Here is a 21,213-nt window from a genome sequence, read left to right on the forward strand (position 1 = left end):
TGTCGAAGGCATCAACAACACCATCAAGGTCATCAAGCGCAGGGCCTACGGCTATCGCGACGAGGAGTATTTCTTCCTCAAGATCCGCGCCGCGTTCCCCGGAATTCCGCGTTGAACCTTTTGTTTTTGGACCCATCACGCACTCCATCATCAGACGCGAATTCGCCCCTTCGCCGATTTTCGCTATCACTCTGAACGCGGCAGCGCTCGGACACCAAGCCAACGTGTCCCGTTGTTAAAGTTGAATCTTGTTCGACCATAAAGGTGAGACGCACCGCCCGTGCTCACGATCGCTATGAAGCCCCGCGCGAAATCCTCGACCCGCCGAAGCAAAAAGCCGCTGAGCAAAGACATGCTACTGCCCTTGCCAGCGGCCGCCGCTCGAAAAAGGTCATTGGAACATCACCTTGCGCTTGCCTCATTGCAGAGCGGCAGCGGAACCACCGATGCCGTCAGCAAGATATTTCAGACGATCTACGTCGCCTACTTCATCCATGAGGCGACAGCGGGTCGTCACGACCTAGAACAGTTCCGGGTCGCCGAAACCGCAGTGGTCGAATGTGCGGTTGCCGCGAAGAAAACCGGGGCCTTCGAAATTCCCTCCAGCGGTCGCACCGCTGTCGAACACGTCCTGTTGACGCACGACCAGCAACTGGCGAGCGTGCCAGCCCACGTGATCGCGACGGCTCACACCCGTCTGGCTCAATTTGTGGCAAACGACAATTTGTCGCCGATCGCAGATGCGTAAACGGACTCCTCTGGATGTGGAGAGGCGGTATGTCACTGTGGCCATAATGCAGAGAGCACTCCCCGCTCATAGCGCCGACTCACTTCCTTCGCGAACAAGCTGATAAGTTTATTGTCGGAATCTTGTTCTGCCTTAATAATTTCTGCTTCGTTGCTAGCAAATTGCATGTAGAGTGAAATTATCGGCTCACCTACGGCGTGCACCCTTGCCTTTATCTCATTCCGCGCATTAGGGGTATCATCATTTAGCTGAATCGTATCTCGCAGTAGCTTCATCGCCGACTCCGGCGCAAATTGGCCACTCAACTTATTTATCAAGATATCACGCTGCGCATGCAGAGACTGAACTGCGGAATCACGCTCCCCCGCGATTTTTACGAATTGATTGTACGTTGCAGTGGCAAGTGCAACCTCTTCATATTTTCGATAAAGCTCCGGTGAGCAAGTGTCGAGCTTGGACTTCAGCTCATCGACACGCGCCAACATCTTACTATTAGTCTCAAGAAGGGACTTCGGTATCACTTCGTAGGCAGGAGTCAGTGTCGCCGGATCAGAACTAGCCATATGATCCAATTCATTCATCATAAGCTTGTATGTCCCGGCTACACCGCCGTAGGCCGACATAAGCTGCCGCTCGGTTGAACGACATTCAAATTGCATTTCGCGCATTGGCCTATAAAAATCTAGAACGAGGTCTTTTCTAGAAGACATGTCATTTTTATAGCCCTCAATCAATGCAGAAAACAATAGCCCACCGAAAAATAATGGCACGATCGAAATTACAATCTCGCGCATCATCGACAACAATTTCTGACCAATCAAAATAAAACTCCCGCGCCCAATAACTCCACCATTCCATTCAATTTCAAATCAATTCTCCTCGTAAAAAGGGTAACTGCGACACCTCAAACGCGTCGACATCTACGCTACTTTCTTTTTTGAATCGCCGAAGAGTAACTTCCACGTCCACCACACGGATCGACCAAAGTTGAGAATTAGCTGCTCCCCCTGACGCATGAACGAACGGCTAACATCAATTTCGGCAAGTTTGAGAGCTTCCGCAATCTTCGAACTTGTCGGGTGTGCATCGCCTACCCGCATATCGTAGGTACCGGCGATCGGACCGAAGACACAACGGGCTTTTTCCGCGCCAACCTTTTGCGCCAAGATATCCTGTAGAAGCTTGTTCGAGCCGAGCTTGTCCTTGTCAGCATGCGTCGAAAGTTTGCGAAGTGCGCGCACATCGAGCCGGTCCGAGAACACCCGGACAAGCTCTTTTGCGAGCCTCAGCAACGTAGCTTGGTCTTTGCTGGCGAAGCGCGACACATGCTGCATGACCTCGGCATCATCAATTTCGTGCGTGTACAAGCCAACGCCGAAATTCTCGTGAAAGCCTGCGTCAAGCATCCGCATACTCTTGAACAGCATAGTCTCAACTGCATGCGTGGGCGCTACCTGCGCTTTCACCTGCGCTGACAGCAACTCGTTCGAAACCTTTCCATCGGGTACGACGTTGTGAGCGGCCCAAACGTGCTGCTCCCATGCGGCAACGCGAGCAACGTCATAGGCGTAGACAGTCACCAAATCAGACGAGTTGATTCCGAAGTGCGCCGAGTAGCCAGACGTGGACCGAATCCCGCCCGTTTCAGCCGTGTACCACTCAAGAGAGAAGCCGCGACGCCCGAGCAATTCGGTAACGATGCTTGAACGGAACCACAGCCAACGGCCCACATCCTCATTGTTCAAGTCGGACGACGCCGCCCGCGTTCCATCAGTTTCAACGATGAATTGCGGAAGATTTTTGTCGGCATCGCCTCGAACACGGATGCTCTGCCCTTGGTGCTCGATCCATTCGTCGCGCCAAAACTCCCCCTCTACCCTCACACCTTCGAAACCGCTGTGGTGCCCCTGTCCGGTTTCATAATCGGTGTTATGGTCGCTCTCCGGTCCCATGACGGGCGCGTCGTCATCTTCATCAACGTCCGTGCGCCAAGCGCGGAACATTGCCCAACTGCCGCCATACACATCCTCTAAGGTGCGGACAAGAAGCTTGAATCGCCCATCGTCTCGTTCCTCATCCCGGCCTTCCAAATTCTCGTACGCGCTGCCTTCGAGCGCGGCGACATTTTCGACTCTTTGGCGGTAGTAGGACAGGCGAAGCGAAAGATTCCGCGCCGCCAAATAGTCCATGAGAAACTCGCGCTTTATCTCGATCAGGCGATATTCTCCCTTTTCACCGACAACCTCACGGGCTACGACCACGAAATTCTCTTCTGGCCTTACCCACTCGCTCCCCTCTTTTATGAGGTGAAGGGCAACGACAAGATCGGGATTCAGAATCCACTGCGTTCCGCCGACGACGGGTTGCGGATGTTCGAAAACAAGTTCGACCCCGATAGGTTCCTTGTCGTTGTACTGATACTGATCGATAGGCGAATAGTGACCGTCCTCATAGGCATATGGCTGCACGTTATGGCCGATTCCGATATCAGACCAGCTAAGTCGTTCTGCGACCTCGCGATGCTCGGGCGGAAATGCAACAGACCCACACCCGAAATATTCGCTGACGTAGCCCACTTCCCGAACATCACCCCGATCGTCATTGTGCGACGCCCTTAAAGGAACCCAAGTTGCTTCAGCGAAGGTGCGGCGCGTTTCTTTTGTTTGCAGAATCCAGTCTCGGTTCATCGTTCTTCCATTTGAAATACCACACTCCACCTATTCGCCAAAGCTCGCCACGCCCTGTTCCGCAACGTGCCGCCACTGACGCATAAGCATCTCTAAATCGTCGCTGACTGCTCCCTGCGCGTCCGGCCACAGTGCGGTCATGGTGTCGATAGCCTTCACAATGAACGGCATCGTGTAGCGCAGTGGCATCGATGAGAGTCCGATTGAATCGAGGTCGCCCGCCTTCGCGTTCATCAGTTGGCGTATCGCAAACGGATAGGTATGCACATATTGAGACAAGAACATCGTCGCGGTCACGTAGAAATCGTGATTGATGCCGTGCGCTAAATTTAGCTCCTTCTGCGTCAAATGAGACGGCTCCCCTCTAGTCACACGAGCTTGCAAAGCCTTCGTTGCATTCGCGAAGAACTCGTGCGCTTTGATTTGCTCCGAGAGCGCCGCGGCCTTCTGGCGAATTTCTTCGACGCGACCATCGACCGATCCGATTTTTTCGAGCATCGCCAGACGACGCGTTTGGTCGTGCGCATCCCACAGCAAGATTCGAAATTCACGCTCGGACGAGCTGAGATTCGGCGCACCGATGTAGGCCAAAGCGTCGTACGCTTCAATCAACGAACGCGCCACAGCGCACGCGGATGGCAAATCCCAAAGCTCCTGCGGGGTGACTCGCACATCAAGGGTTGGAGAAATCCGCCGCAAGATGATGCCGTGGCAAATAAGCTTCGTGTAGATCGTATCGACATACGCCAAGTGCAACCCTTCAATCGGACGGCCCGTCAGTTGGTTACAGAGCGCGTGAGCATGACCAAGCAGCGTGTCGAACTCAGCGAGAGTTTCCTTGTATTTTTCTGGCGTCATACGTCCCCCGGTCTGCTTACGTCACCGCCAAGTCGGCACTTCAACAGGCGCGAAGTGCGTTCGGTACAGAAATATCCGTTCGAAGGCCCCGGCGTGGACCGTCGCCTCTTCCGGCCAAGATATGTCTTGATCCGATGCCGGATTCCAGAAATTTACGACCATCAACAACCAGTACGCGTCGCACGCTCGGTACTCCTTCGCCAGTCCCGTCTTTTCGGCTATGGCCTTTTCGACGCGTGGCAACGAGAGCAAAGGCGTAGCATAGCTTTGCGTCACCTGCCATCTGGCATCGGGATATTCCCGACCGTTCCAGAATGCCCAAGTCAATTCAGGGATGTGTCCGAACATGTCATCAGGAACGTTGCCTGACGGTCCGCTTTCGATACGAAGCCCTAGCTCCGCGATTGCCTTTGCAAGCGGCTCAATCTTACGGATAGGTTTGTCGAAATCGAAGGCGAAATGAAGCTCTGTCGAGCGCCCGCCCGCTTCGAGATACAGTGTTTGTGCTCGCTGGACCGCTACGTCACGGTGCCGTCGCTGCACCTGCTCGCTGTCTGGCTCGCTTCCATCGGCAAGGTACAAGTCTGTAATCTCGATGCCGATCTTACGCTGCCCATTGATGACGACATCGGGTTTGTCGCCGTATAGGATTTCCCCGGCAGGCAGTCCAAAGTCGCGTGCGAACATTTCGAACACGCGTTTTTCCTGCTCTTGCTTTCTCTGGTTCTTGGTGGAGCGTACCCTCATCCTCGTCTCCGATTCCCCGAATTCGACCGGCCACCTCTTTCCACTATCATGACCCATCTTGGATGGGACTCCGGCCATGAAAAGAGCACTCGATATCGCGGACCTTGCCCTGAAGGTGTTGTCGTGCCTCGCGATCTTAGGTGGTGGCGTATGGGCGTACTATCAGTTCGATCTTGCCGGGGCTACCAACTGGCAAAGCAATCTGTCGATCGAAACGCAGGTACTCCCATACCGGGACGATCTACGCCTGCTCGTCGTACATGTGAAGTCGAAGAATCCGCGAAGTGTGGCTTTTCGGCTGATCAAGAAAGACGGTGATTCGTTCGTACTTCACGTACAGAGAGTATCCGATGACGCGAAGGCTAATGCGATCGTCACGCCCGGAAAGCAGGATGCGGTAGTCCCCGATATAGACCTGCTGGCAGACACCGGAGGTGAATATGAGTTTGCACCCAATGCCGAAATGGACGACATGCGCACCATCGTCCTGAAAGTCGGCAGTACCGTAGCACTGACGGCCGACATGGAAGCAAACAACGGCGCACTTGATGCCCACGGCAAACCCGATACGGATTTCGTCTCCGCCTCGACCGTCGTGCACGTCGGTCCGTGACACGCTGCATTGTCCAACCGCCGCCGCCTAGTAGCCGGGAAGAAAGCCGGGGCCTTCGAAATCCCGGTCAGTGGTCGCGCCGCTGTCGAACACATCCTGTTGATGCACGACCAGCAACTTGCAAATATGCCCGCACACGTGATCGCGTCGGCACATGTGCGCTTGGCCCAATTCATCGCAACCGAAAAGCTGTCACCGATCATGGATGTGTGAATCTCTACTGTAGTCGTAGCGTCACCGAATGACGCCCGCGACGCTTGCGCAAGCGGTCGCCAACACCCTACTTGACGGCGTTGCCTTGATATCCTCGCCGTAGCAAGCAAGCTGATGGAGCACCATCGCACAACTGCAAGTCACACGCCAAGTCCTATGAGCGCTTCTCGCACATCAAGCGCAGAGGGCGAGCACAATCTCACGAGCGGTACACCCAATTCAGCGCAGACTGTCTGTGCATGCTCCAGCTCCGCTTGAGCGAAAGCCTCAATTTCGGATTTCCCCCAGGTCGCATCACCTCTCTTCAGAAGCCTGTCGGCAATGGTCTCGGCAGAAGCCTCCAAAAGGATCACCCCTTGCACCATGAGTTGGGCGAAGGTCTCGACACCAATCTTTTCGTGGATATCGACACCTCGACGTAAAACGAAATGGCCGTCAAGGACGACCGTTTCTCCACCTTCATCAAGCCGCTGCACCGCTGCAACCAAAGCCCTTTGGTTCTCATCGATATCATCGACCTGTCGAGAGACCGTCCAGTTCGCAAGTCCTCGCTGCTCTTTGATAAGTTGGCTCGCAGTTGCATGCCGCACCCCAAGTTCCCCACATACCGGCTGCAAGACAAACGTCTTGCCGACGGCATGAACCCCGCCGACAAATACCGTCATCGCTTACCCTTCCTCGTAGTCATCTTCTCAATTTTCATGTACTCGCTCACATCCAAGTATCTAAACGATTGGGGAGGCACAAAGTTGCCGAACACGTCCGAAGGCTCTACATGCTTAGCGAGCTTGACGACCTTTCCCAGCAGCACGGCTACCCCCTGCGACTTGTCGGCGAAGTACGATCGAAGCTCTTCCCTCGTCAGCCCACCGCCTCTTTCGACACAGGTCCTCCAAAGCGAGGTTGGCGACGCGACGACAATTTCATCCACTTCGACAGTACCAACGATCTTCTGAATCGGGGAACTCGAATAGAGCACGATCATGCTCACATGCTGCGTGGCCCAGGACCGACGAAACTCGACCCGCTTGGAGCCTGCAAGTATCAAGTCGGCGTACTTGGGCTTGATGGAAAGCAGAACAGCCCTACCGCCCTGAGGCGACAAGGACTCTTGAAAAAGAGACATCAGAAACCTTGCGAATAGATTGAATCGGCCCTGTCACGACACCGTCTTGCATGAGCCGCTCATACGGAACGACGGTAGGGAGATGGCCGACTAGTCGAAAGAGGATAACCTTCGTGGGCTTCTTCGCCAACTCGTCGATTTCGCCGAGGCTATAGACAGTACGGCGACTGACCAAGCTTGCGATTTGGGCACCGTCACTAGATACTTCAAATCGTTCAACGACGCCTAACGAAGTCACTGCCTTCTCGTCATCGGTCCGATAGAACAACAGGACATCCCCTGGACGAACCGATTTGGTCTGTGCATGGCAGAGATACGCAAGCTTGATGGCGTTACCTACGTTGCCCGTTGGCGCAAAAAGCCCCGGTTGGAGCGACACGTAGTCAGGAAAAAGAATTTCGTGATAGCGCGGCTGGATAGGGACCAGAAATTTCTGCACCAGCGAATCAGATCGATAGTGTGGAAAGTACCGCCGTACGTACTCGATGGGATCAGCACCGTCCGTGGGTGGCTGGACAACGGGGTGCGACTTGACCAGTACCACGTCCCCACAATAAGTACCTCGTTCCGCAAAGCCAAAATCCATCAGAACTCGGATCAGGTAATCCTGACTTTCCGCGCTTGCAGTGATGAAAAGGTGTGCACACTGGTTCTCAGTCGCGAAACGAAATGCAGCCTTCAGGAATAACTCGCCAATCTTTCGTCCGCGCACAAGTTCGCCAACTTTGAATGTACATAGCTTCAGGGCCGGACCTGGAAGAGTCTCACCAGCATCGTTCAGCACTTCATCATTCTTGATCTGATATATACAGATGGCCCCCAAGACACCATTGTTGTCTCGGTATATCCACGCATGCCGATCCTCTCTAGCCTTGTCGCGAAACCATTCATCAAAACCGACACGACCAGGGGTAGGCGGATATCCGTTTCGTAGGCTGTCGAAAAATGCTCCCGGCAACTCGGGTGTCAGACTATGAAGGGGAATATCCTGGATGTTCGGCAGAACGATCTGCCGCGTTTCATGGAGGCGCTTTAGCCAATCTTCAGCGGTTTGGACCGTATAGACTCGATGCGCAAGCCCGCGTATTCGGGCCTTCGCATGGATACCTCGATCTTCTGTGACTAGTGCATGTACAGCATCGCAATGAAGTGCGTATAGAAGTTCGTTATCACATGCGTCATTCGGACCTGTCTCGGATGTGTTCCAAATGCATGGCGCCGGATCATGTAGAGCGGGATACTGCCTAATACGCTGAAGGTTCCGCAGACGCCGCTCAGAATTGCTGTCCCGCTCGAAGTCCGCGATGTTGGCGGGGTGATACGTCAGTTGATGACCACCAATGCTTGCCAAGCGAACAAAGTTCGCCAAGTTCCCCTCAAGTACTTGAAGCGAATCCTGAAGTGGAATCAAGACATTTGTGTCTAACAAGAACCGTAAGCGCTGCGGCACTCCTAACTACCCCCGTTCATTTTCTGAGACACTCCGCCCAACTAAAGGCGACCCGCTCCCTAGACCCACGGGTTCTCGTAGATAGTTCTTCGAAGCGCACGTGCAGCAAAGAACGCCATGCGCTCAAGCTCACATTCCGTTTCTTCTGGATTTTCGATCAAGCTTCTATCGCACCAGGGATCATCAACATGCACCCAACGATTGCGGTACCTTCGCAACTCGTGGAGATCAGCCTTCAAATCATCCGGTATCGAAGATCGCTCTATTAAGTCAACCAGGCGATCCCGGCTCGTCACTGCATATTCCGAACGAAGATAAGTCTCGATCCCGGAAACCGCCGTGAGGATCGTGGCCAGATGGGCACCGCTCACGAATGCGACATCCGTCTCCCTAACGATGAACGAACACCACTCGGAAAGAATAACACCTCCTTGCAGCAGTTCTTCATCCAGCGCAACAAGATGCGACCAACGCTCGTCAGTGTTCATGGAGAAATCACCGCCTGTATACTAAGATTTTTCCACCAAATGATGCCAGTGCATGGCCTCCGGCTTTCGACGGACTTGCTTCACGATATCTTCTTACTAGGTTCTCATATGTTAGCCGCGCCGCAAGTCGGGCAAACACCGTGCCGCCGGGAAACGCCTCGCGGCGCTGATTTTCAACGATCGCGTGCTGCACCTGCTATCCCCTTCGCACCTGATTCGTGAACCATGCCATCGTAACGTCTCGACAGCCGATTTTTCATAACTGCGGCGACCGTTGATACGGACGGTCGAACCGTATGTGCTCGGCCCCCTTCATGTCGGGATTGCCGTCCCTGAATTCTTCCCAGACCGATTCCGCTGTCCTGTGCGGCCACAGATGGTTAATAAGGTGCATGTGCGGCCCGCCCTTGAAGTGATTTTTGTACTGCCACACGTCACGATTGTCGAAATAGAAGAACTGCCAGTTCGAGTGATCAGGTAGATAAAAGATGTGTCCGACAAGATACCTGCGCTCTTCGAGAAGCTGATACCACTTGCGCATCGCCTTCGTTTGCACCTCAGTCAACGGGCCGTTGTCCATGTCCCCGATCCTCTTCGCGTCCTCGTCGGTCCACCGCCAGTTCGGCAGGAAATCCCGATACGAAATGTGGTGTATCCAAGGGTGCAACAGTCCTGAATCGCAGGCCATGATGAAGTCGGCGAAGGCTGTTTCAGTAATCACCGTCCGCCTGCAAATCTTCCTCAGATCGCTGAGCTTTTTTGCGTTCACCAAGTCCTCGATGGCTTGCATCGCGGCCCTGTCTTGCAGCGTGGGATTCAGATTGATTGGCATGCGGCAGAATAATCTAGGGCGTGCTGAGCCACGAATGTTAAGAGTGCGATAGTCATGACGCGGGGATTTCCGAATCAATCGTCCTCAATAAAAATAGCGATGGCAAACAGGATTCCAGCGACAACCGCTCCCTGCGCAGCCCAAAGATTCTCTTGCAACGACAGGGTTTGAAGCGACCTAATTGCCTTCTCTGCGGTTGACGGTAAGGCGGCAGCCGCGATACCCGCTTTCGCCGAAACGTGCCACATGGTGGCAGAGAACGCAGTCGCCATCGCACCAATAGTCGCGACGGTTCGCCGCATCGATTTTTTGAACATAGCGATGGCCTGTAGGCTTGAAGTTTCAAGTGGCCGAGTCAGCCTCGGGGGCTGCGTTCGACGGTGAAATTTCTACACGGCTAACCGCGACTGCTTTCGCCGTTACCGCTCCAAGCATCTGCTTAACCCACTTTGGGTCTGCAAGAAGAGGCGCAATCTGCTGCTCTGTCAGGAGCCGTCGATAGTCCACCAGATTCGCGAGTGTCGAAATCTGCGTGCGCAAAGCCGGTAGATGCTCGGAAATTATTCCGTATGGGTATTTTGCATACGACTCTAGTGCAGCCTCCACGATGTCGCTCGGGATTTCGCGGCAAGCCAGAATTTCAGCCGCAACGTCGGCAAGAGGGTCCGGCGGAAACAACCGCTCGCCACCTTCGAACATTTCCAAGAAGTGCTGGCCGACATCCCGATCGTGCTCGAACGGCAATAATTCGACACCCGGCCATCCCTCGAACGAATGACAAAATGGAAGCGCGGTGACCCACGCACACTGTTCACTTGGTCGAGGTAGGCGCTGCGGCCCAAGCGCTATGTAGCTGTCAAACGGTGCCTCCAACTTCCGAAGATGAACCCGATAGATCACCCCAATGCCTGAATCGACCGGCTTCCAACCATCCTTGGTTTCGTGGCAAGTTGCGAAAAAGGCGCTGACGTTGAAATCATCCGAAAGGTCGAGGTATCCGGTCGGAATACCATAATGCTGAGCGAGCGCGATCGGGTCAAGATCGAGGCGCTGGCCTGCCGCATGGTGCGAAATGGGGTGGTGCGTCAGTTCGCGCGAAAACCACCACGCCTGAGCTACCCGAAGAATTATCTTCGCCTGATCGGCAATCGAGCCTTGATGTATTTTTTCGATGTCGGTGGATTGCAAGCCGCGACCGATCGATGGAAGCATGGGTGTGTGGTGCGCGTTCTGCCCTCGATAAAGTTCCGAGACAGCAAATGGTATTGCGCCACCAAGGTCCCCTTCTTCGTACCAGTACCAACTGGCTTCGCGGCGTGACCGATGCCCCTCTTTACGGTTCGACATTTCAATGAGCGCAGAGGCCGGAGCTATTTCCATACCGAGACTTCCCCTGTGAATCGTCGGCACGCAGCGCCCACGAGGCCCGACCAGATCGAGGACCAGTCGATCTACTTCATTTCCATCAAATGACACAAAGGTCACCGTGGAATCGCAATAGCAGCAATCATTCTGATCACGGTTTCGACGGCGACCGATACCAACGCCGTACGGACGATGGTTGCAAAATATCAGCTGCCCGTGGGAAACGGCCAAGCAGCCGTAGGATTCATGGCCGTCATTACTCCCGGTGAGCGATCCGTGGACGTTGCATCTTCCTGTTCGACAGTGTTATTCGCTCCCGACACGGCTTGGTCGTCCCGCGCCAACCTGTCGGATTGAACAGATTGGGCGATCAGCTGCACGATATCCTCGTTTGTCCCTTGGACAAACTCGGCGACCTTCATCCACGGAACCTTGCCTTTACTCAGCAGTGCCTGTCCGCTGTAATCAAGGATGCTCAACCGGAATGCGTGCGCTTCGCTCTGTACGAGAGCTTTCGCTTTTTCAGAGGAAGCCAGCCGTCGAAGGGCGACGATACGAATGGATTCAGCCATCAGCCACGGTCCAAGCCACTCCTGCTTACCTTCCGCGATTCGATTTTTCGCGTAGGCGATCAATTCCATGATCCGGGTGACTGCAGGCCCAAGCATTCCATCGTTCTCAAACTCGATGGCGAAGTGAACCGATTTGGCTTGAGCGGTCAGCAACTCTAGTTGGTCACGTTCAATCTTCTCGACAACATTCCCGACGATACTCTGAACGGCGCCCTCAAGCCTCTTCGCGACATCATCGACCGCGCTGGCGAGCTTTTCGTTCGAACGTGACGCGGCCACCACGAGCGCCAAGTCTGGCTCGCTACTACGCGTGACGTCCTCACGAAAGAACGAGAGGAATTCCCCGGCCAGTGTCAGCCCTTTGTCCAGCAACCCCGCATACCAAACCATGCACCCCCCGTATGATCTTTATTGTGCAAATGTCTCAAGCACGCTCTACCAGAATATTATGTCGATCAATGTAGAAGCCATCAACACCCTCGTTACGGTTGACAATAGCCATCCCGAGTGTCAATTCTTCATTTTATATATGACACTTCTGATCCAATCGATCGCAGTCCAGTCAGAATTCTGAGGATTTTTCAAACGCTTCGACTCGCGCATTTCGATCACTTTGTCATTCCATTCCTTCCGATTCGGCGAGAATTCTCCCAAACTATCAACGAGCATAGCCAAAAGAATGCCAAGACGCAATCGAAGTATGGCGAGAGCATAATTATCGCTCCTTCTTCCTCCAAGCGCTGGCGCATTAAGCCGACAACTGTACTCAATGTAAATCCCGCAGCGCGAATTTGACGCAACACCACCTGCCACCCATCCATCATCAGCCGCATTCGTTGGTTGCAATGTCCTACTGTAGAGATGCACTTTCATTTGCACACCTCGGTTTGAAAGACGCTGTTCAATCAGACGACCAATCTTTTGAATTGCATTTGTTCCGTGCTTGTTTTCCAACTGTTGAAGCTCAGGAATTTCGCAAGGACCTAACTTAATATCCGTGAGAAAAAAGTACTTCTCGTTATCTTTCCCGCGTGGCTCGATTTCACTGGCCTCGAAACCAGCAATCAGTGCTTCGACAATGTGGGTCATGTGCTCGTTACGTTGCGCTGAAAATGGGTATGCATCGAGCCAGCCGCAGTAGCATCACGACAGAGTTACCATAATGCGCCGCCCGATTCTGAGTAACGCGATCATTCTAGCCCCGTTTTGGGATCAAGGTGAACCAGCCCTTTGCACATCCCTCACCTCTCGTCGCGCACCCAAACAAGCGCCCCGATGAAAGCGCGTGGGCGCTTCCCGCTCATGGTCGGGAAAACAATTGCGCTGGATCGACATCCAGAGCCACGGCGATTCGTTCGATATTGTCAATCGATACGTTTACCCGCGCCCGTTCAACTTGACTGATAAACGTCCTATCCAGACCGGCGGCAAAGCCGAGCTCCTCTTGAGACAGCGCCCTTGCAACCCGCTGCGCACGAACGTTGTACGCCAACACATCCCGCAACGAGACGAGTTTGGCTTTCGGATTGGGACCTTTGAGCGGCGCGGACATGCACCGATCTTTGCGATATGATGCATTTTCATCTACGGACTTTGCATCACATAGCTAGTCGATGTACCGCCGATCAATACCGAAAACGGCAGATTTTGGGATCAAATCGAGCCAAAAGGTACGCTGATAAGGGTTCGTTCGACACCAAGTAACACGGGGAACAACATGCAATCCAGAACGAAAAATGCGATCGCCGCAGTCGTCGGACTCTCTCTTGTCGCCGCAGCGATCGCCGCCTTCGTGGTGCAGCACCCGTCACCGACGCAGGAAGAAGTTCGTGCCGTAAAAGACGGCGGCACTGACACCGCAACGACCAGTTCGAACCGGACGGCCGCGGCGACTGCACAAGCCGCGTCGAACGATTCGGGCATCCCGCCGCAGGTACAAGCGCAACTTGATATCGCCGGACAGCAGGCACAAGCACGAATCGTGACGCCGCTCTCAACGATCATCGCTGACTACAAGGAAAACGAGGTCAACGCGGACAACAAGTACCGGGGGAAATATGTTCACTTCCGTGGCGTGGCCGGGAGTGTCGAAAAAGACATTGGCGACAAGCCATTTCTGTACGTGAAGCCAGCTGATCCCACATCGGATGATCACGTATCGGTACGTTTCGATGCCGACGGTCTCAAGGAAGTAGCGAACGTGCGGCCAGGACAAATCATCGACCTGTCCTGTGTTGGTGATGGCAAGGGCCTTGCGACGCCCCGCTTCGCTTCATGCAGTTTCCTGTCCGGTGACTATGTATCAGCACCGTATGCAGCGTTGCAGAGCGAGAATTCGGCGGCTGCAACCAACGATCCGATCTACCAGCCGTCGTTCGACTGCACCAAGCAGAAAGGCGCAGCGTACTGGTTGATCTGCCACGACGCGGACCTTGCAGCAGCGGACGTGCGGCTTGATCGCATCGCTCACAAGTTGCAGAACCAAGCGCAGACGATTGACAACTTGGGCGCTTCGGCAAACAGCCCTGAGCAATTCAGAAATTCATTGCGCTCCATGCTGCAAAAGCGCAACCAATGCGCCGACGTACCCTGCTTGGCCGAATGGTACTACGGCATGGAAAGGAAATTTGGGGATGCAAGCGGCAAGCTTGACACATTCATTGAGCAAGCGAAGTTGGAACGATCGCTGCAAGAGTAAATAAAGGCGCGGATCGATCATCCCGCCGCAACAAACCACCCATTCGGGGCAAGACCATGAATCGAAATTCCGCCGCGACGCTCGCCAAGACGGCCGTCGTGTCCGCCGCCGCAATCATCACCTGCGCAGCGCACGCCGCAGGTGCGGCACTCCCACAATCGTGCGAAACGGTCGCGCGCTTTCTGGATTCCTGCGCAGCAGACCTGAAGCTACTGAATTACGAAATGGGCGGCGACAAGTTGTCCGGCCCGAGCGGTGGGGAACTTCGCAGCATGATGCGCACGGTAGTGCAAAAGAAGGGGGCCGCGCTAGCTGATCAAGCGTGCATGGCCGGTGCGGCCAAAGCGTACGGTAACTTCGCGAATCTCATGACGGCCGCAAGTCTGGCACGTTACGAATTCTCCAACCGCTGTCAGGCTACGATGGTCGGCGTGATGATGGTTGCCAAGCGCGCAGAAAACGCCGCAGAAGCTGCAATCGCAGCGAAGGCGGCAAACGCCAACAGCGACGCTGCCCGTGAAAATGCGATCGCTGACCATCGCGCATCCACCGCCGTTCAGTGGGCGCATGCCGCGAAAGATCGTGGTATGGATACGGATCAGGCGAGCGAATCCGCGCGACAGAAACTGCCGAACGTTTCCGCATCCTGCCCGGACACCAAGCTGATCAAGCAAACGCCGGTCGACTTCAATTCGCCGGTCTACAAGCCCACGATCATCTTCGCTAGCAAGCAGTGTGGTTACGCCGTGTCGTACTGGCCTGCGGACCGTGATGTGCAAATCACGTTCGATTCGAGCGAAATCGACGGTTGGATCGGCTACTGCTCCACGAAAGCAACCGGCATGACTACCACATGTACCGAAAACCACGGCTGACGGCAACGCATTCGCTACACGTACTGGGCGCGTTCATTTTTCGCGTCAGCGCTGGATACTTCGGCCAGCCCGGGTGTATACAGGCGACGCTGGCACGATCAGGGGCGCGGCAAATAATCGCGCTGTAGTAAATAAACGCGTTGAATTTTCCGGCGACGCGGCGACTGTATATATTCCACGGGTGCAAGAGTGAATATTTCAACCTGCGTCGGTAGACACTCGCCGCACGGAAACACGGACCGCCGCTTGCCGAGTGATCACTGAACCCGGCGCGAATACTCACTCGACATCCGCGACCATCATGGTTTGCGACGGCCACGTGCACAAAGATCGTTGATCACTGCCTCCGGTCTGGCACGGCGTGCAGCGCTCAGCATTTCAGGTGTCGGTCAAACGCGCAGCTGACAATTCCTGCTGCGGCCGTAAATACATTTCATCGACGTACGACGGCGCTGTTATCGAACCGAGCAGCGCGACGCGCGCAGAGGATCACGCAGCCAGTGCAATAGTTTCGCTGTTGCTTGGCACACCACCCTGCTGTGCGTCGATTCGTTTGAGCACATGTTGCAGTTGAAGCAGCGACCATTGCCCGCCGCGCGCGGCACGGATGTTCAGACGGTTGAGCGCATCAACCATTTTCCGTTGCGACATGCCTTGCGCGCGAAAGCCGTTGATGACCGGCGCGAGGCTCGACGCGAAGCTATCCGCCTCTCTCTGCCGATGCTCGATGTTCGCCTTCAGGTTGGTCGGGCCGGTAGCACCAAGCACTATGCCCCGAGCCTTCGCGGCGCGAAGGGCATCGCGAGTCCGCTCAGAAATCCGCTTCGCCTCGTACTGCGCGAACGCGGCCATCATATGCAAAGTTAATTCGTTGGCCTCCGGCAGGTCGCACGCCACGAACCGAACCCGGCTTTCCATCAACTCGCTGATGAACCGGACATTTCTGGAGAGCCTGTCCAACTTGCCGACCAGTAGTGCAGCGCCGGTCCTTTTACAAAGCGCGAGCGCAGCGGCAAGTTGCGGACGCTTCGCAAGCGCGTTGCTGCCCTTCCCGGTTTCGTGTTCTTCGAACTCGGCGACAACCTCAGCACCGTTGACGCCGTTCAGATAATTCGCGATGGCTTCGCGTTGCGCCAAAATTCCCAAGCCGGAAATGCCCTGTCGTTGCGTGCTCACACGAAGGTACGTCACGAATTTCTGTGAGACCATCTTTTTCTCCGTCGAACAGCCATTATTTCGATGCTGACTTATCTACTGCACGAACGTCCAATCATTAGTCAAGTTTACGGAAAAGGATCGCCGTATACAATCGTCACCGCCGAATGGGAAGGAGACAGTGAGCATGTAAACAACATCGAAGAGCAATTGTGGGAAAGCCGTTGACGTGCTGCGCAGTTGATGTTAACCAAAATAATGAGTTTTCCAGTACACTCCGGGCCATATTGAACTAAACAACCTGACGCAAGTTGTATCCGTAGCAATTTGGTGAGAGGTTGTACGCCGCGCGGCAATAATAATACCTTACCCCCTTCCGCCCTCTCTCACTTCCCAAAAATCTGTTTCTCTGGATTTTCCCTAGTCTTTTCAACGCTTTCGCCATCCAAGACACCTTCAGCTTTTCTCCGCAGACAACAGTAAATAGATCATGCCGATATCAGGCAATCATCTCTTACTGGAAAAAACATGACTGCGCCATCGCGTCTACCAAGTGCGACTCAGCGTGCACTCTCATATATCTCGGATTCACTCTGCAACTTTGACCGACTAACCATTTGGTTTGACGATCCCAATCCGATCGTACGTATCGACCTGATAAAAAAACACTGCAGCCACGTTAAGATTATGCCATGTACCGTGGCATCTGCTTATCAGCGCTATTGGAAGTCCAAACTGATTCTTGTTAATCCAACGCCGTATGCTCTAAAGATTCTTGGCGAAGACATTGGCACTCGCTACCAAGTGAAAATCTCGTACGTTGAAATTGCACTCGATTTGATTACCGAGACGATCAAGGCAGCAAAGCATGTGCAGCGGTATACGGTAGCTCGCTTGTCACCAGATACTCAGCGCTTTCGTCAAGAGGTGGAGTTTGAAGAAAGCGATGGATATTGGACCGCTTACTATAACCACGACCCGAAGCACGATATCAAGATCAGGAATTATATCCCCGTCGAAGGCAGTAAGCTTGCAGCAGGAAAACCGTGCAATCGTACAGAATTCGCTTTTCGCGGGCTGCCCGAAGTGATGAAGCAAGGCATCACAAATGTTCAGGATTTGATTCGCTTCGATTTCAAGGACTTTCTTGAGCATCACTTCGTTTTGAGTGAATTCGAATCCCTCGAAGATATGGGGCGCCTGATCGCTCCCGCCGACGCAGGCAAATCCAAACCGATGCTCTACAAGCACGCGAATCGCTTCATTGAGGAGCGGAGCGATTTCTTTTTCCCGTTCCTTATTCACAACTGCCTGCTTGCGCGAGCAGATATTCCGACTACGGACTTGGATGTCTCGCACTTCTTGCCAGCTTCATATCCGGGGTGTGAGCCTCCGTCGATTCCGGCTCCCATTGTTCCAACGTTTGCCGCTGCTTCCAGTTCTGTTACATCTACGAAAATCTTCGAACCGTCGCAAGAACAGTTGGACATAGTGAAGTACGTATCTACCCGTTATAAGCGCAATCAAATCGTGAAGCTCGTAGTTGACGCTGTAGCAGGCGCGGGGAAATCCTCGACCGTCGTACTGCTTGTTGAATGCTTGCTCGCTCTTGGCATCGATCCGCAACAGATTCTGTTGATCAGCTTCACCAACTCGTCAATCGACGCACTGCACGGGAAGCTGAAAGAGAAAATCCCCACTCTCAACATCCGGACGTTTCACTCCCTCGGACTTTCGTTCATCAAGCAGAACACCGGTTCCGAGACAGATTGGGCGAAAATGATATCACGTGGTCATCGCGCGCTTAAACGTGGCCTAAACATCAACTATGAGTTTGTCATTGTCGATGAATCTCAAGACATGACGCTCTCGATGTTTGAGTTCTTCCAAGAAATCATTTTGCAGGTGCCGAATTTCGTAATGCTCGGTGATTCGTGGCAAGCGATTTACGACAGCTTCAGTGGCGACAAACCGAAGCCCGACAATCTTGCTGAGGCTTTGGGTGCTTACACATTGCCGCTTTCGACCTCCTACCGGATGACGCAGCAGATTGCCGATATTGCCGGTGAAATTTGTAATCGCGAAATTACTGGTACGGGCCACGGCCCGACACCCCGTCTTGTCCAATTCGGTGCGAGTGACGACCCGAATGTAGTTATAGCACTGGAAATCCAGAAACTGCTGGCTAATGGCGAATCGCCGTCCGATATTGCCGTTTTGACGCGTGAGAAAGCACAGCAGCGCCCACTTGATCGTGCGCTGATGGCTGTTGGTATCCGCACTAAGGCTAGTTATCTGGAACACAAGTTTCATTGTCGGCTTGAGAAGCAAATACCACCTTATCGCAAGCGTAACGTACGCCAGCCCGTCACTAACGACCTCTGTGGCGAGAGCGTGGAATTCGCCTTTGAAATATTGAAAGAAATCGAAAAATACTCAGACAAGCAGCTTGTTCGCAAGGATCACATGGATATTGCCCACTACATCAGCGCCATGGCACCTCCCGGCTTGACGGAGGGTTTGAAAAAGAAGTGCCGCCAGACATTTTGGCACGGCGTGCGCACACCGTCGTTTCAGGGTAAATACCTGCAAGCGACCCGTATTTTGACCTGCCTGAAAGGCAAGGATTGCGACGATAATAACGATGACAACGACGAGCTCGATAACGTCAAATACCAATTGAACCGCTTCGCCGCAGTTGCAGCCGGATTTTCGTGTGCATCAGAGTTCAAGAGGTTTCTTAATCAATGGGCCGAACAAGAGCCCGTAGAATTGATCACGCATCACTCGGCAAAGGGAAAGGAATTCAAACACGTATTTGTCATGAATGTCGTTGATGGGGCATTACCACATTACCGGAGCCGCGACGTGAATGAAGAAAAGCGGTTATTTTACGTTGCACTCAGTCGTTCGTCGCAATTCCTCTATCTCTGCCAGAACCCAATGTTCGAGGTTCGCGTTAAGAAGGAAGGTGTTGTTCACGATAGACCGACACCGTTCCTGACAGTCGAAGTGTTGGGGCTAACAAAAAAAAATTGGCCCCGAAGGGCCGAATTAAATAAGAACATCTTGAGGATTTTACACAGCTACAAAATTGACAGTGCGGGCGAATATAAAAATTCGCCCGCTTGCGGAAACCGACCACGTCCCGCTCGGACGACGGATTTTTCTAAACCAGCGAGCAAACAAAATTGCCCCATTCCGCCATCATCGGTCGGCGATTATCAAGAAGATCGGTACGGTGATACGCCGCTTCCGTCTCGTCTTTGATGGCGTGTGCAAGGGCGCGTTCAGCAAGATCGCGATCATAGCGATTTTCGCTCGCCCAATCGCGAAAGCTTGAACGAAAGCCATGAGCCGTTGCAGTGCGGTCCGCATCGCTCGGCGCATTTACATCACGCAGGAATTTCGTCAGCGTCATGTCGCTGATCGTGGTTTTCACGCCGTCCACTTTGCGCCGGGACGGGAAGATGAGCGTACCATCCAAATCCTGTGCCCTTATCGCCTTCAGCACGGCGGTTGCTTGATCCGACAACGGCACGCGGTGCTGCTTCTTCATCTTCATTCGTTCGGCCGGGATAGTCCACATCCGAAAGTCAGGGCTGATTTCACGCCATGTAGCCTCGCGGACCTCTCCACTACGCGCAGCCGTCAAGATGAGAAAGAGCAGCGCAGCACGCGTCACATCGTTTGACTGTCGATTTGCCACGTGCCGTTTGACGAATGCCGGAATGTCACTCCAAGGCATTGCCGGGAAATGCTCCTCCTTCCACGACTGCTTCGGCAAAAGATGATCGACAACTGCGACAGGGTTCGTCATGACGTGACCGTGCGCCACGGCCCAATCCATAACCGCGTGCATACGTTGACGCACCCGCCGCGCGGTTTCCTCCTTAGCCAGCCAGATCGGCCTCAGCACGTCGGAGCAATCTCGCGGTGTGATTGCGTCGAGCTTCTTGTGTCCGAGTAGCGGAAACGCATACTTTTCGAGGGTAGAAATCCATTGCATCGCGTGTTTCTCGTTTCGCCAACCGGGCTTCAGTTCTTCGTATTTCGTACGCGCCGCCTTCTCGAAATTCAATTCGGCTGCGGCGATTGTCGCCGCTTCGCGTTCGCGCTTGCGTTCGTCAATCGGATCAGCACCTGCTTCGATGATTTTTCGCATCGCAAGCGCCTTGTCGCGCGCCTCTGGAACGCCGACCTCTGGAAAGGTACCGAGTCCCGCATCGCGCCGCTTGCGTGTTGTCGGACTGACGTAGCGCAGCGTCCACCGTGCGCCCGCTTTTGTCGGCGTCAACATCAATCCTGTCACCCTCCCGTCAAAGACAGGAGTGTCATACGGTTTCAGTGCCCGTGCCTGCCTGTCGGTCAGCGGCTTTGCCGTGCGTGCCATGTCTAGTTCACCCTAACTTTGACCCATCATTGAACCCATCATCCGGCAGCAACTCGCGTAGGAATTTTCACGTGAAGCCGGGTGAGGTTTATTGTAGAACGAATCTAGATAAATTTCCCGTAAACCCTTGCTGCACAAAGCATCAACAAGGAATGACGTTCTGTGCAAATCGACCGCACGAAGCATCAACAAGCGAGGAGATAAATCGAAAAACCTAGTTGGATGGCGGACCCTCTCTCCGCCAGTATTCAATGCCCGCGCCAGCGGGCATTTTCGTTTCCGGAGAGAAGCAAGCCGACAGTTCGGCTTGCGCGGGATTCGAAGGGATTCGCTTGTAAGCGAATCCGCGGCCCGCGCTCGTGTGGGCGAATCCCCTTCTCTCCGCCAGGACAT

Annotated in this window: 23 protein-coding genes; 7 read left to right on the forward strand and 16 right to left on the reverse strand. The window is 54.0% G+C overall.

The features are described 5' to 3' along the window. Positions 1 to 115, forward strand: a 115-nt coding sequence (locus LGN17_RS34735; RefSeq protein ID WP_197360042.1) for a transposase, incomplete at its 5' end; no start/stop codon positions are given. 165 nt (positions 116 to 280) lie between these two features. Next, positions 281 to 748 (forward strand): hypothetical protein, encoded by a 468-nt coding sequence (locus LGN17_RS34740; RefSeq protein ID WP_226201335.1) that lies wholly within the window; start codon positions 281 to 283, stop codon positions 746 to 748. Between the two features lie 32 nt (positions 749 to 780). Here LGN17_RS34740 and LGN17_RS34745 read toward each other — a convergent pair whose 3' ends face one another. From LGN17_RS34745 to LGN17_RS34760, 4 genes are all read right to left on the reverse strand, one after another. Beyond that, the gene (locus tag LGN17_RS34745; protein ID WP_226201336.1) at positions 781 to 1,545 is read right to left on the reverse strand and encodes a hypothetical protein; all 765 of its coding nucleotides are present in this window, start codon (positions 1,543 to 1,545) and stop codon (positions 781 to 783) included. A gap of 123 nt (positions 1,546 to 1,668) precedes the next feature. Further along, on the reverse strand, positions 1,669 to 3,435 hold the full coding sequence (locus LGN17_RS34750; RefSeq protein WP_226201337.1) for a hypothetical protein: 1,767 nt from the start codon (positions 3,433 to 3,435) through the stop codon (positions 1,669 to 1,671). A 30-nt stretch (positions 3,436 to 3,465) separates the two neighbouring features. Next, positions 3,466 to 4,293: a hypothetical protein gene (locus tag LGN17_RS34755; RefSeq protein ID WP_226201338.1), complete on the reverse strand. Its 828-nt coding sequence runs from the start codon at positions 4,291 to 4,293 to the stop codon at positions 3,466 to 3,468. A gap of 21 nt (positions 4,294 to 4,314) precedes the next feature. Then, entirely contained in the window at positions 4,315 to 5,040 is a 726-nt protein-coding gene (locus LGN17_RS34760; protein WP_226201339.1) for a hypothetical protein, read from the reverse strand. Positions 5,041 to 5,116: 76 nt separating this feature from the next. Between LGN17_RS34760 and LGN17_RS34765 the strand changes: the two genes are divergently transcribed. Together LGN17_RS34765 and LGN17_RS34770 are read left to right on the forward strand one after the other, a co-directional pair. Continuing rightward, positions 5,117 to 5,653, forward strand: a complete 537-nt coding sequence (locus LGN17_RS34765; protein ID WP_226201340.1) for a hypothetical protein — start codon at positions 5,117 to 5,119, stop codon at positions 5,651 to 5,653. Between the two features lie 9 nt (positions 5,654 to 5,662). Then, positions 5,663 to 5,866, forward strand: a complete 204-nt coding sequence (locus LGN17_RS34770; RefSeq protein WP_226201341.1) for a hypothetical protein — start codon at positions 5,663 to 5,665, stop codon at positions 5,864 to 5,866. A 140-nt stretch (positions 5,867 to 6,006) separates the two neighbouring features. Here LGN17_RS34770 and LGN17_RS34775 read toward each other — a convergent pair whose 3' ends face one another. From LGN17_RS34775 to LGN17_RS34820, 10 genes are all read right to left on the reverse strand, one after another. Continuing rightward, on the reverse strand, positions 6,007 to 6,531 hold the full coding sequence (locus LGN17_RS34775; protein ID WP_226201342.1) for an ATP-binding protein: 525 nt from the start codon (positions 6,529 to 6,531) through the stop codon (positions 6,007 to 6,009). Further along, the gene (locus LGN17_RS34780; RefSeq protein WP_226201343.1) at positions 6,528 to 6,992 is read right to left on the reverse strand and encodes an ASCH domain-containing protein; all 465 of its coding nucleotides are present in this window, start codon (positions 6,990 to 6,992) and stop codon (positions 6,528 to 6,530) included. Before LGN17_RS34780 ends, LGN17_RS34775 begins: the two co-directional genes overlap by 4 nt. Continuing rightward, positions 6,952 to 8,403, reverse strand: coding sequence for a GNAT family N-acetyltransferase (locus LGN17_RS34785; RefSeq protein ID WP_226201344.1), 1,452 nt, complete (start codon positions 8,401 to 8,403; stop codon positions 6,952 to 6,954). The genes LGN17_RS34780 and LGN17_RS34785 overlap by 41 nt, the downstream gene beginning before the upstream one ends. A gap of 98 nt (positions 8,404 to 8,501) precedes the next feature. After that, on the reverse strand, positions 8,502 to 8,930 hold the full coding sequence (locus tag LGN17_RS34790; protein WP_226201345.1) for a hypothetical protein: 429 nt from the start codon (positions 8,928 to 8,930) through the stop codon (positions 8,502 to 8,504). Positions 8,931 to 9,186: 256 nt separating this feature from the next. Then, entirely contained in the window at positions 9,187 to 9,762 is a 576-nt protein-coding gene (locus LGN17_RS34795; RefSeq protein ID WP_226201346.1) for a hypothetical protein, read from the reverse strand. A gap of 74 nt (positions 9,763 to 9,836) precedes the next feature. Continuing rightward, the gene (locus tag LGN17_RS34800) at positions 9,837 to 10,079 is read right to left on the reverse strand and encodes a hypothetical protein (RefSeq protein WP_226201347.1); all 243 of its coding nucleotides are present in this window, start codon (positions 10,077 to 10,079) and stop codon (positions 9,837 to 9,839) included. A 25-nt stretch (positions 10,080 to 10,104) separates the two neighbouring features. Continuing rightward, on the reverse strand, positions 10,105 to 11,142 hold the full coding sequence (locus LGN17_RS34805) for an FRG domain-containing protein (protein ID WP_226201348.1): 1,038 nt from the start codon (positions 11,140 to 11,142) through the stop codon (positions 10,105 to 10,107). Positions 11,143 to 11,333: 191 nt separating this feature from the next. Further along, complete coding sequence (locus tag LGN17_RS34810; RefSeq protein ID WP_226201349.1) at positions 11,334 to 12,089, reverse strand: hypothetical protein; 756 nt, start codon at positions 12,087 to 12,089, stop codon at positions 11,334 to 11,336. 120 nt (positions 12,090 to 12,209) lie between these two features. After that, complete coding sequence (locus LGN17_RS34815) at positions 12,210 to 12,788, reverse strand: hypothetical protein (RefSeq protein ID WP_226201350.1); 579 nt, start codon at positions 12,786 to 12,788, stop codon at positions 12,210 to 12,212. A gap of 211 nt (positions 12,789 to 12,999) precedes the next feature. Continuing rightward, positions 13,000 to 13,251, reverse strand: a complete 252-nt coding sequence (locus tag LGN17_RS34820) for a helix-turn-helix domain-containing protein (protein ID WP_226201351.1) — start codon at positions 13,249 to 13,251, stop codon at positions 13,000 to 13,002. A 165-nt stretch (positions 13,252 to 13,416) separates the two neighbouring features. On the opposite strand from LGN17_RS34820, the gene LGN17_RS34825 reads away from it, so the two are divergent. Next, positions 13,417 to 14,397, forward strand: coding sequence for an OB-fold protein (locus tag LGN17_RS34825; protein WP_226201352.1), 981 nt, complete (start codon positions 13,417 to 13,419; stop codon positions 14,395 to 14,397). A 56-nt stretch (positions 14,398 to 14,453) separates the two neighbouring features. After that, positions 14,454 to 15,272 carry a hypothetical protein gene (locus LGN17_RS34830; RefSeq protein WP_226201353.1) on the forward strand — a complete coding sequence of 273 codons (819 nt, stop codon included), beginning with the start codon at positions 14,454 to 14,456 and terminating at the stop codon, positions 15,270 to 15,272. A gap of 489 nt (positions 15,273 to 15,761) precedes the next feature. On the opposite strand, the gene LGN17_RS34835 is transcribed toward LGN17_RS34830, so the two are convergent. Further along, entirely contained in the window at positions 15,762 to 16,481 is a 720-nt protein-coding gene (locus LGN17_RS34835; protein WP_226201354.1) for a recombinase family protein, read from the reverse strand. A gap of 474 nt (positions 16,482 to 16,955) precedes the next feature. On the opposite strand from LGN17_RS34835, the gene LGN17_RS34840 reads away from it, so the two are divergent. After that, positions 16,956 to 19,697, forward strand: a complete 2,742-nt coding sequence (locus LGN17_RS34840) for a 3'-5' exonuclease (protein ID WP_226201355.1) — start codon at positions 16,956 to 16,958, stop codon at positions 19,695 to 19,697. On the opposite strand, the gene LGN17_RS34845 is transcribed toward LGN17_RS34840, so the two are convergent. Then, entirely contained in the window at positions 19,597 to 20,820 is a 1,224-nt protein-coding gene (locus tag LGN17_RS34845; protein WP_226201356.1) for a tyrosine-type recombinase/integrase, read from the reverse strand. The two genes, LGN17_RS34840 and LGN17_RS34845, sit on opposite strands and share 101 nt — an antisense overlap. Positions 20,821 to 21,213 lie beyond the last annotated feature (393 nt).

Origin of the sequence: Burkholderia sp. AU30280, from assembly GCF_020420125.1 — a bacterium.
Classification (GTDB): Bacteria; Pseudomonadota; Gammaproteobacteria; order Burkholderiales; family Burkholderiaceae; genus Burkholderia.

What these genes read in the sequence shown, in the direction of transcription:
- LGN17_RS34815 (WP_226201350.1), bottom strand. Translation starts at nt 12,788, where the DNA reads ATGACCCACATTGTCGAAGCACTGATTGCTGGTTTCGAGGCCAGTGAA.
- LGN17_RS34745 (WP_226201336.1), bottom strand. Translation starts at nt 1,545, where the DNA reads ATGATGCGCGAGATTGTAATTTCGATCGTGCCATTATTTTTCGGTGGG.
- LGN17_RS34755 (WP_226201338.1), bottom strand. Translation starts at nt 4,293, where the DNA reads ATGACGCCAGAAAAATACAAGGAAACTCTCGCTGAGTTCGACACGCTG.
- LGN17_RS34805 (WP_226201348.1), bottom strand. Translation starts at nt 11,142, where the DNA reads ATGGAAATAGCTCCGGCCTCTGCGCTCATTGAAATGTCGAACCGTAAA.
- LGN17_RS34760 (WP_226201339.1), bottom strand. Translation starts at nt 5,040, where the DNA reads ATGAGGGTACGCTCCACCAAGAACCAGAGAAAGCAAGAGCAGGAAAAA.
- LGN17_RS34845 (WP_226201356.1), bottom strand. Translation starts at nt 20,820, where the DNA reads ATGGCACGCACGGCAAAGCCGCTGACCGACAGGCAGGCACGGGCACTG.
- LGN17_RS34765 (WP_226201340.1), top strand. Translation starts at nt 5,117, where the DNA reads ATGAAAAGAGCACTCGATATCGCGGACCTTGCCCTGAAGGTGTTGTCG.
- LGN17_RS34790 (WP_226201345.1), bottom strand. Translation starts at nt 8,930, where the DNA reads ATGAACACTGACGAGCGTTGGTCGCATCTTGTTGCGCTGGATGAAGAA.
- LGN17_RS34835 (WP_226201354.1), bottom strand. Translation starts at nt 16,481, where the DNA reads ATGGTCTCACAGAAATTCGTGACGTACCTTCGTGTGAGCACGCAACGA.
- LGN17_RS34795 (WP_226201346.1), bottom strand. Translation starts at nt 9,762, where the DNA reads ATGCCAATCAATCTGAATCCCACGCTGCAAGACAGGGCCGCGATGCAA.
- LGN17_RS34820 (WP_226201351.1), bottom strand. Translation starts at nt 13,251, where the DNA reads ATGTCCGCGCCGCTCAAAGGTCCCAATCCGAAAGCCAAACTCGTCTCG.
- LGN17_RS34825 (WP_226201352.1), top strand. Translation starts at nt 13,417, where the DNA reads ATGCAATCCAGAACGAAAAATGCGATCGCCGCAGTCGTCGGACTCTCT.
- LGN17_RS34750 (WP_226201337.1), bottom strand. Translation starts at nt 3,435, where the DNA reads ATGAACCGAGACTGGATTCTGCAAACAAAAGAAACGCGCCGCACCTTC.
- LGN17_RS34840 (WP_226201355.1), top strand. Translation starts at nt 16,956, where the DNA reads ATGACTGCGCCATCGCGTCTACCAAGTGCGACTCAGCGTGCACTCTCA.
- LGN17_RS34830 (WP_226201353.1), top strand. Translation starts at nt 14,454, where the DNA reads ATGAATCGAAATTCCGCCGCGACGCTCGCCAAGACGGCCGTCGTGTCC.
- LGN17_RS34810 (WP_226201349.1), bottom strand. Translation starts at nt 12,089, where the DNA reads ATGGTTTGGTATGCGGGGTTGCTGGACAAAGGGCTGACACTGGCCGGG.
- LGN17_RS34780 (WP_226201343.1), bottom strand. Translation starts at nt 6,992, where the DNA reads ATGTCTCTTTTTCAAGAGTCCTTGTCGCCTCAGGGCGGTAGGGCTGTT.
- LGN17_RS34800 (WP_226201347.1), bottom strand. Translation starts at nt 10,079, where the DNA reads ATGTTCAAAAAATCGATGCGGCGAACCGTCGCGACTATTGGTGCGATG.
- LGN17_RS34775 (WP_226201342.1), bottom strand. Translation starts at nt 6,531, where the DNA reads ATGACGGTATTTGTCGGCGGGGTTCATGCCGTCGGCAAGACGTTTGTC.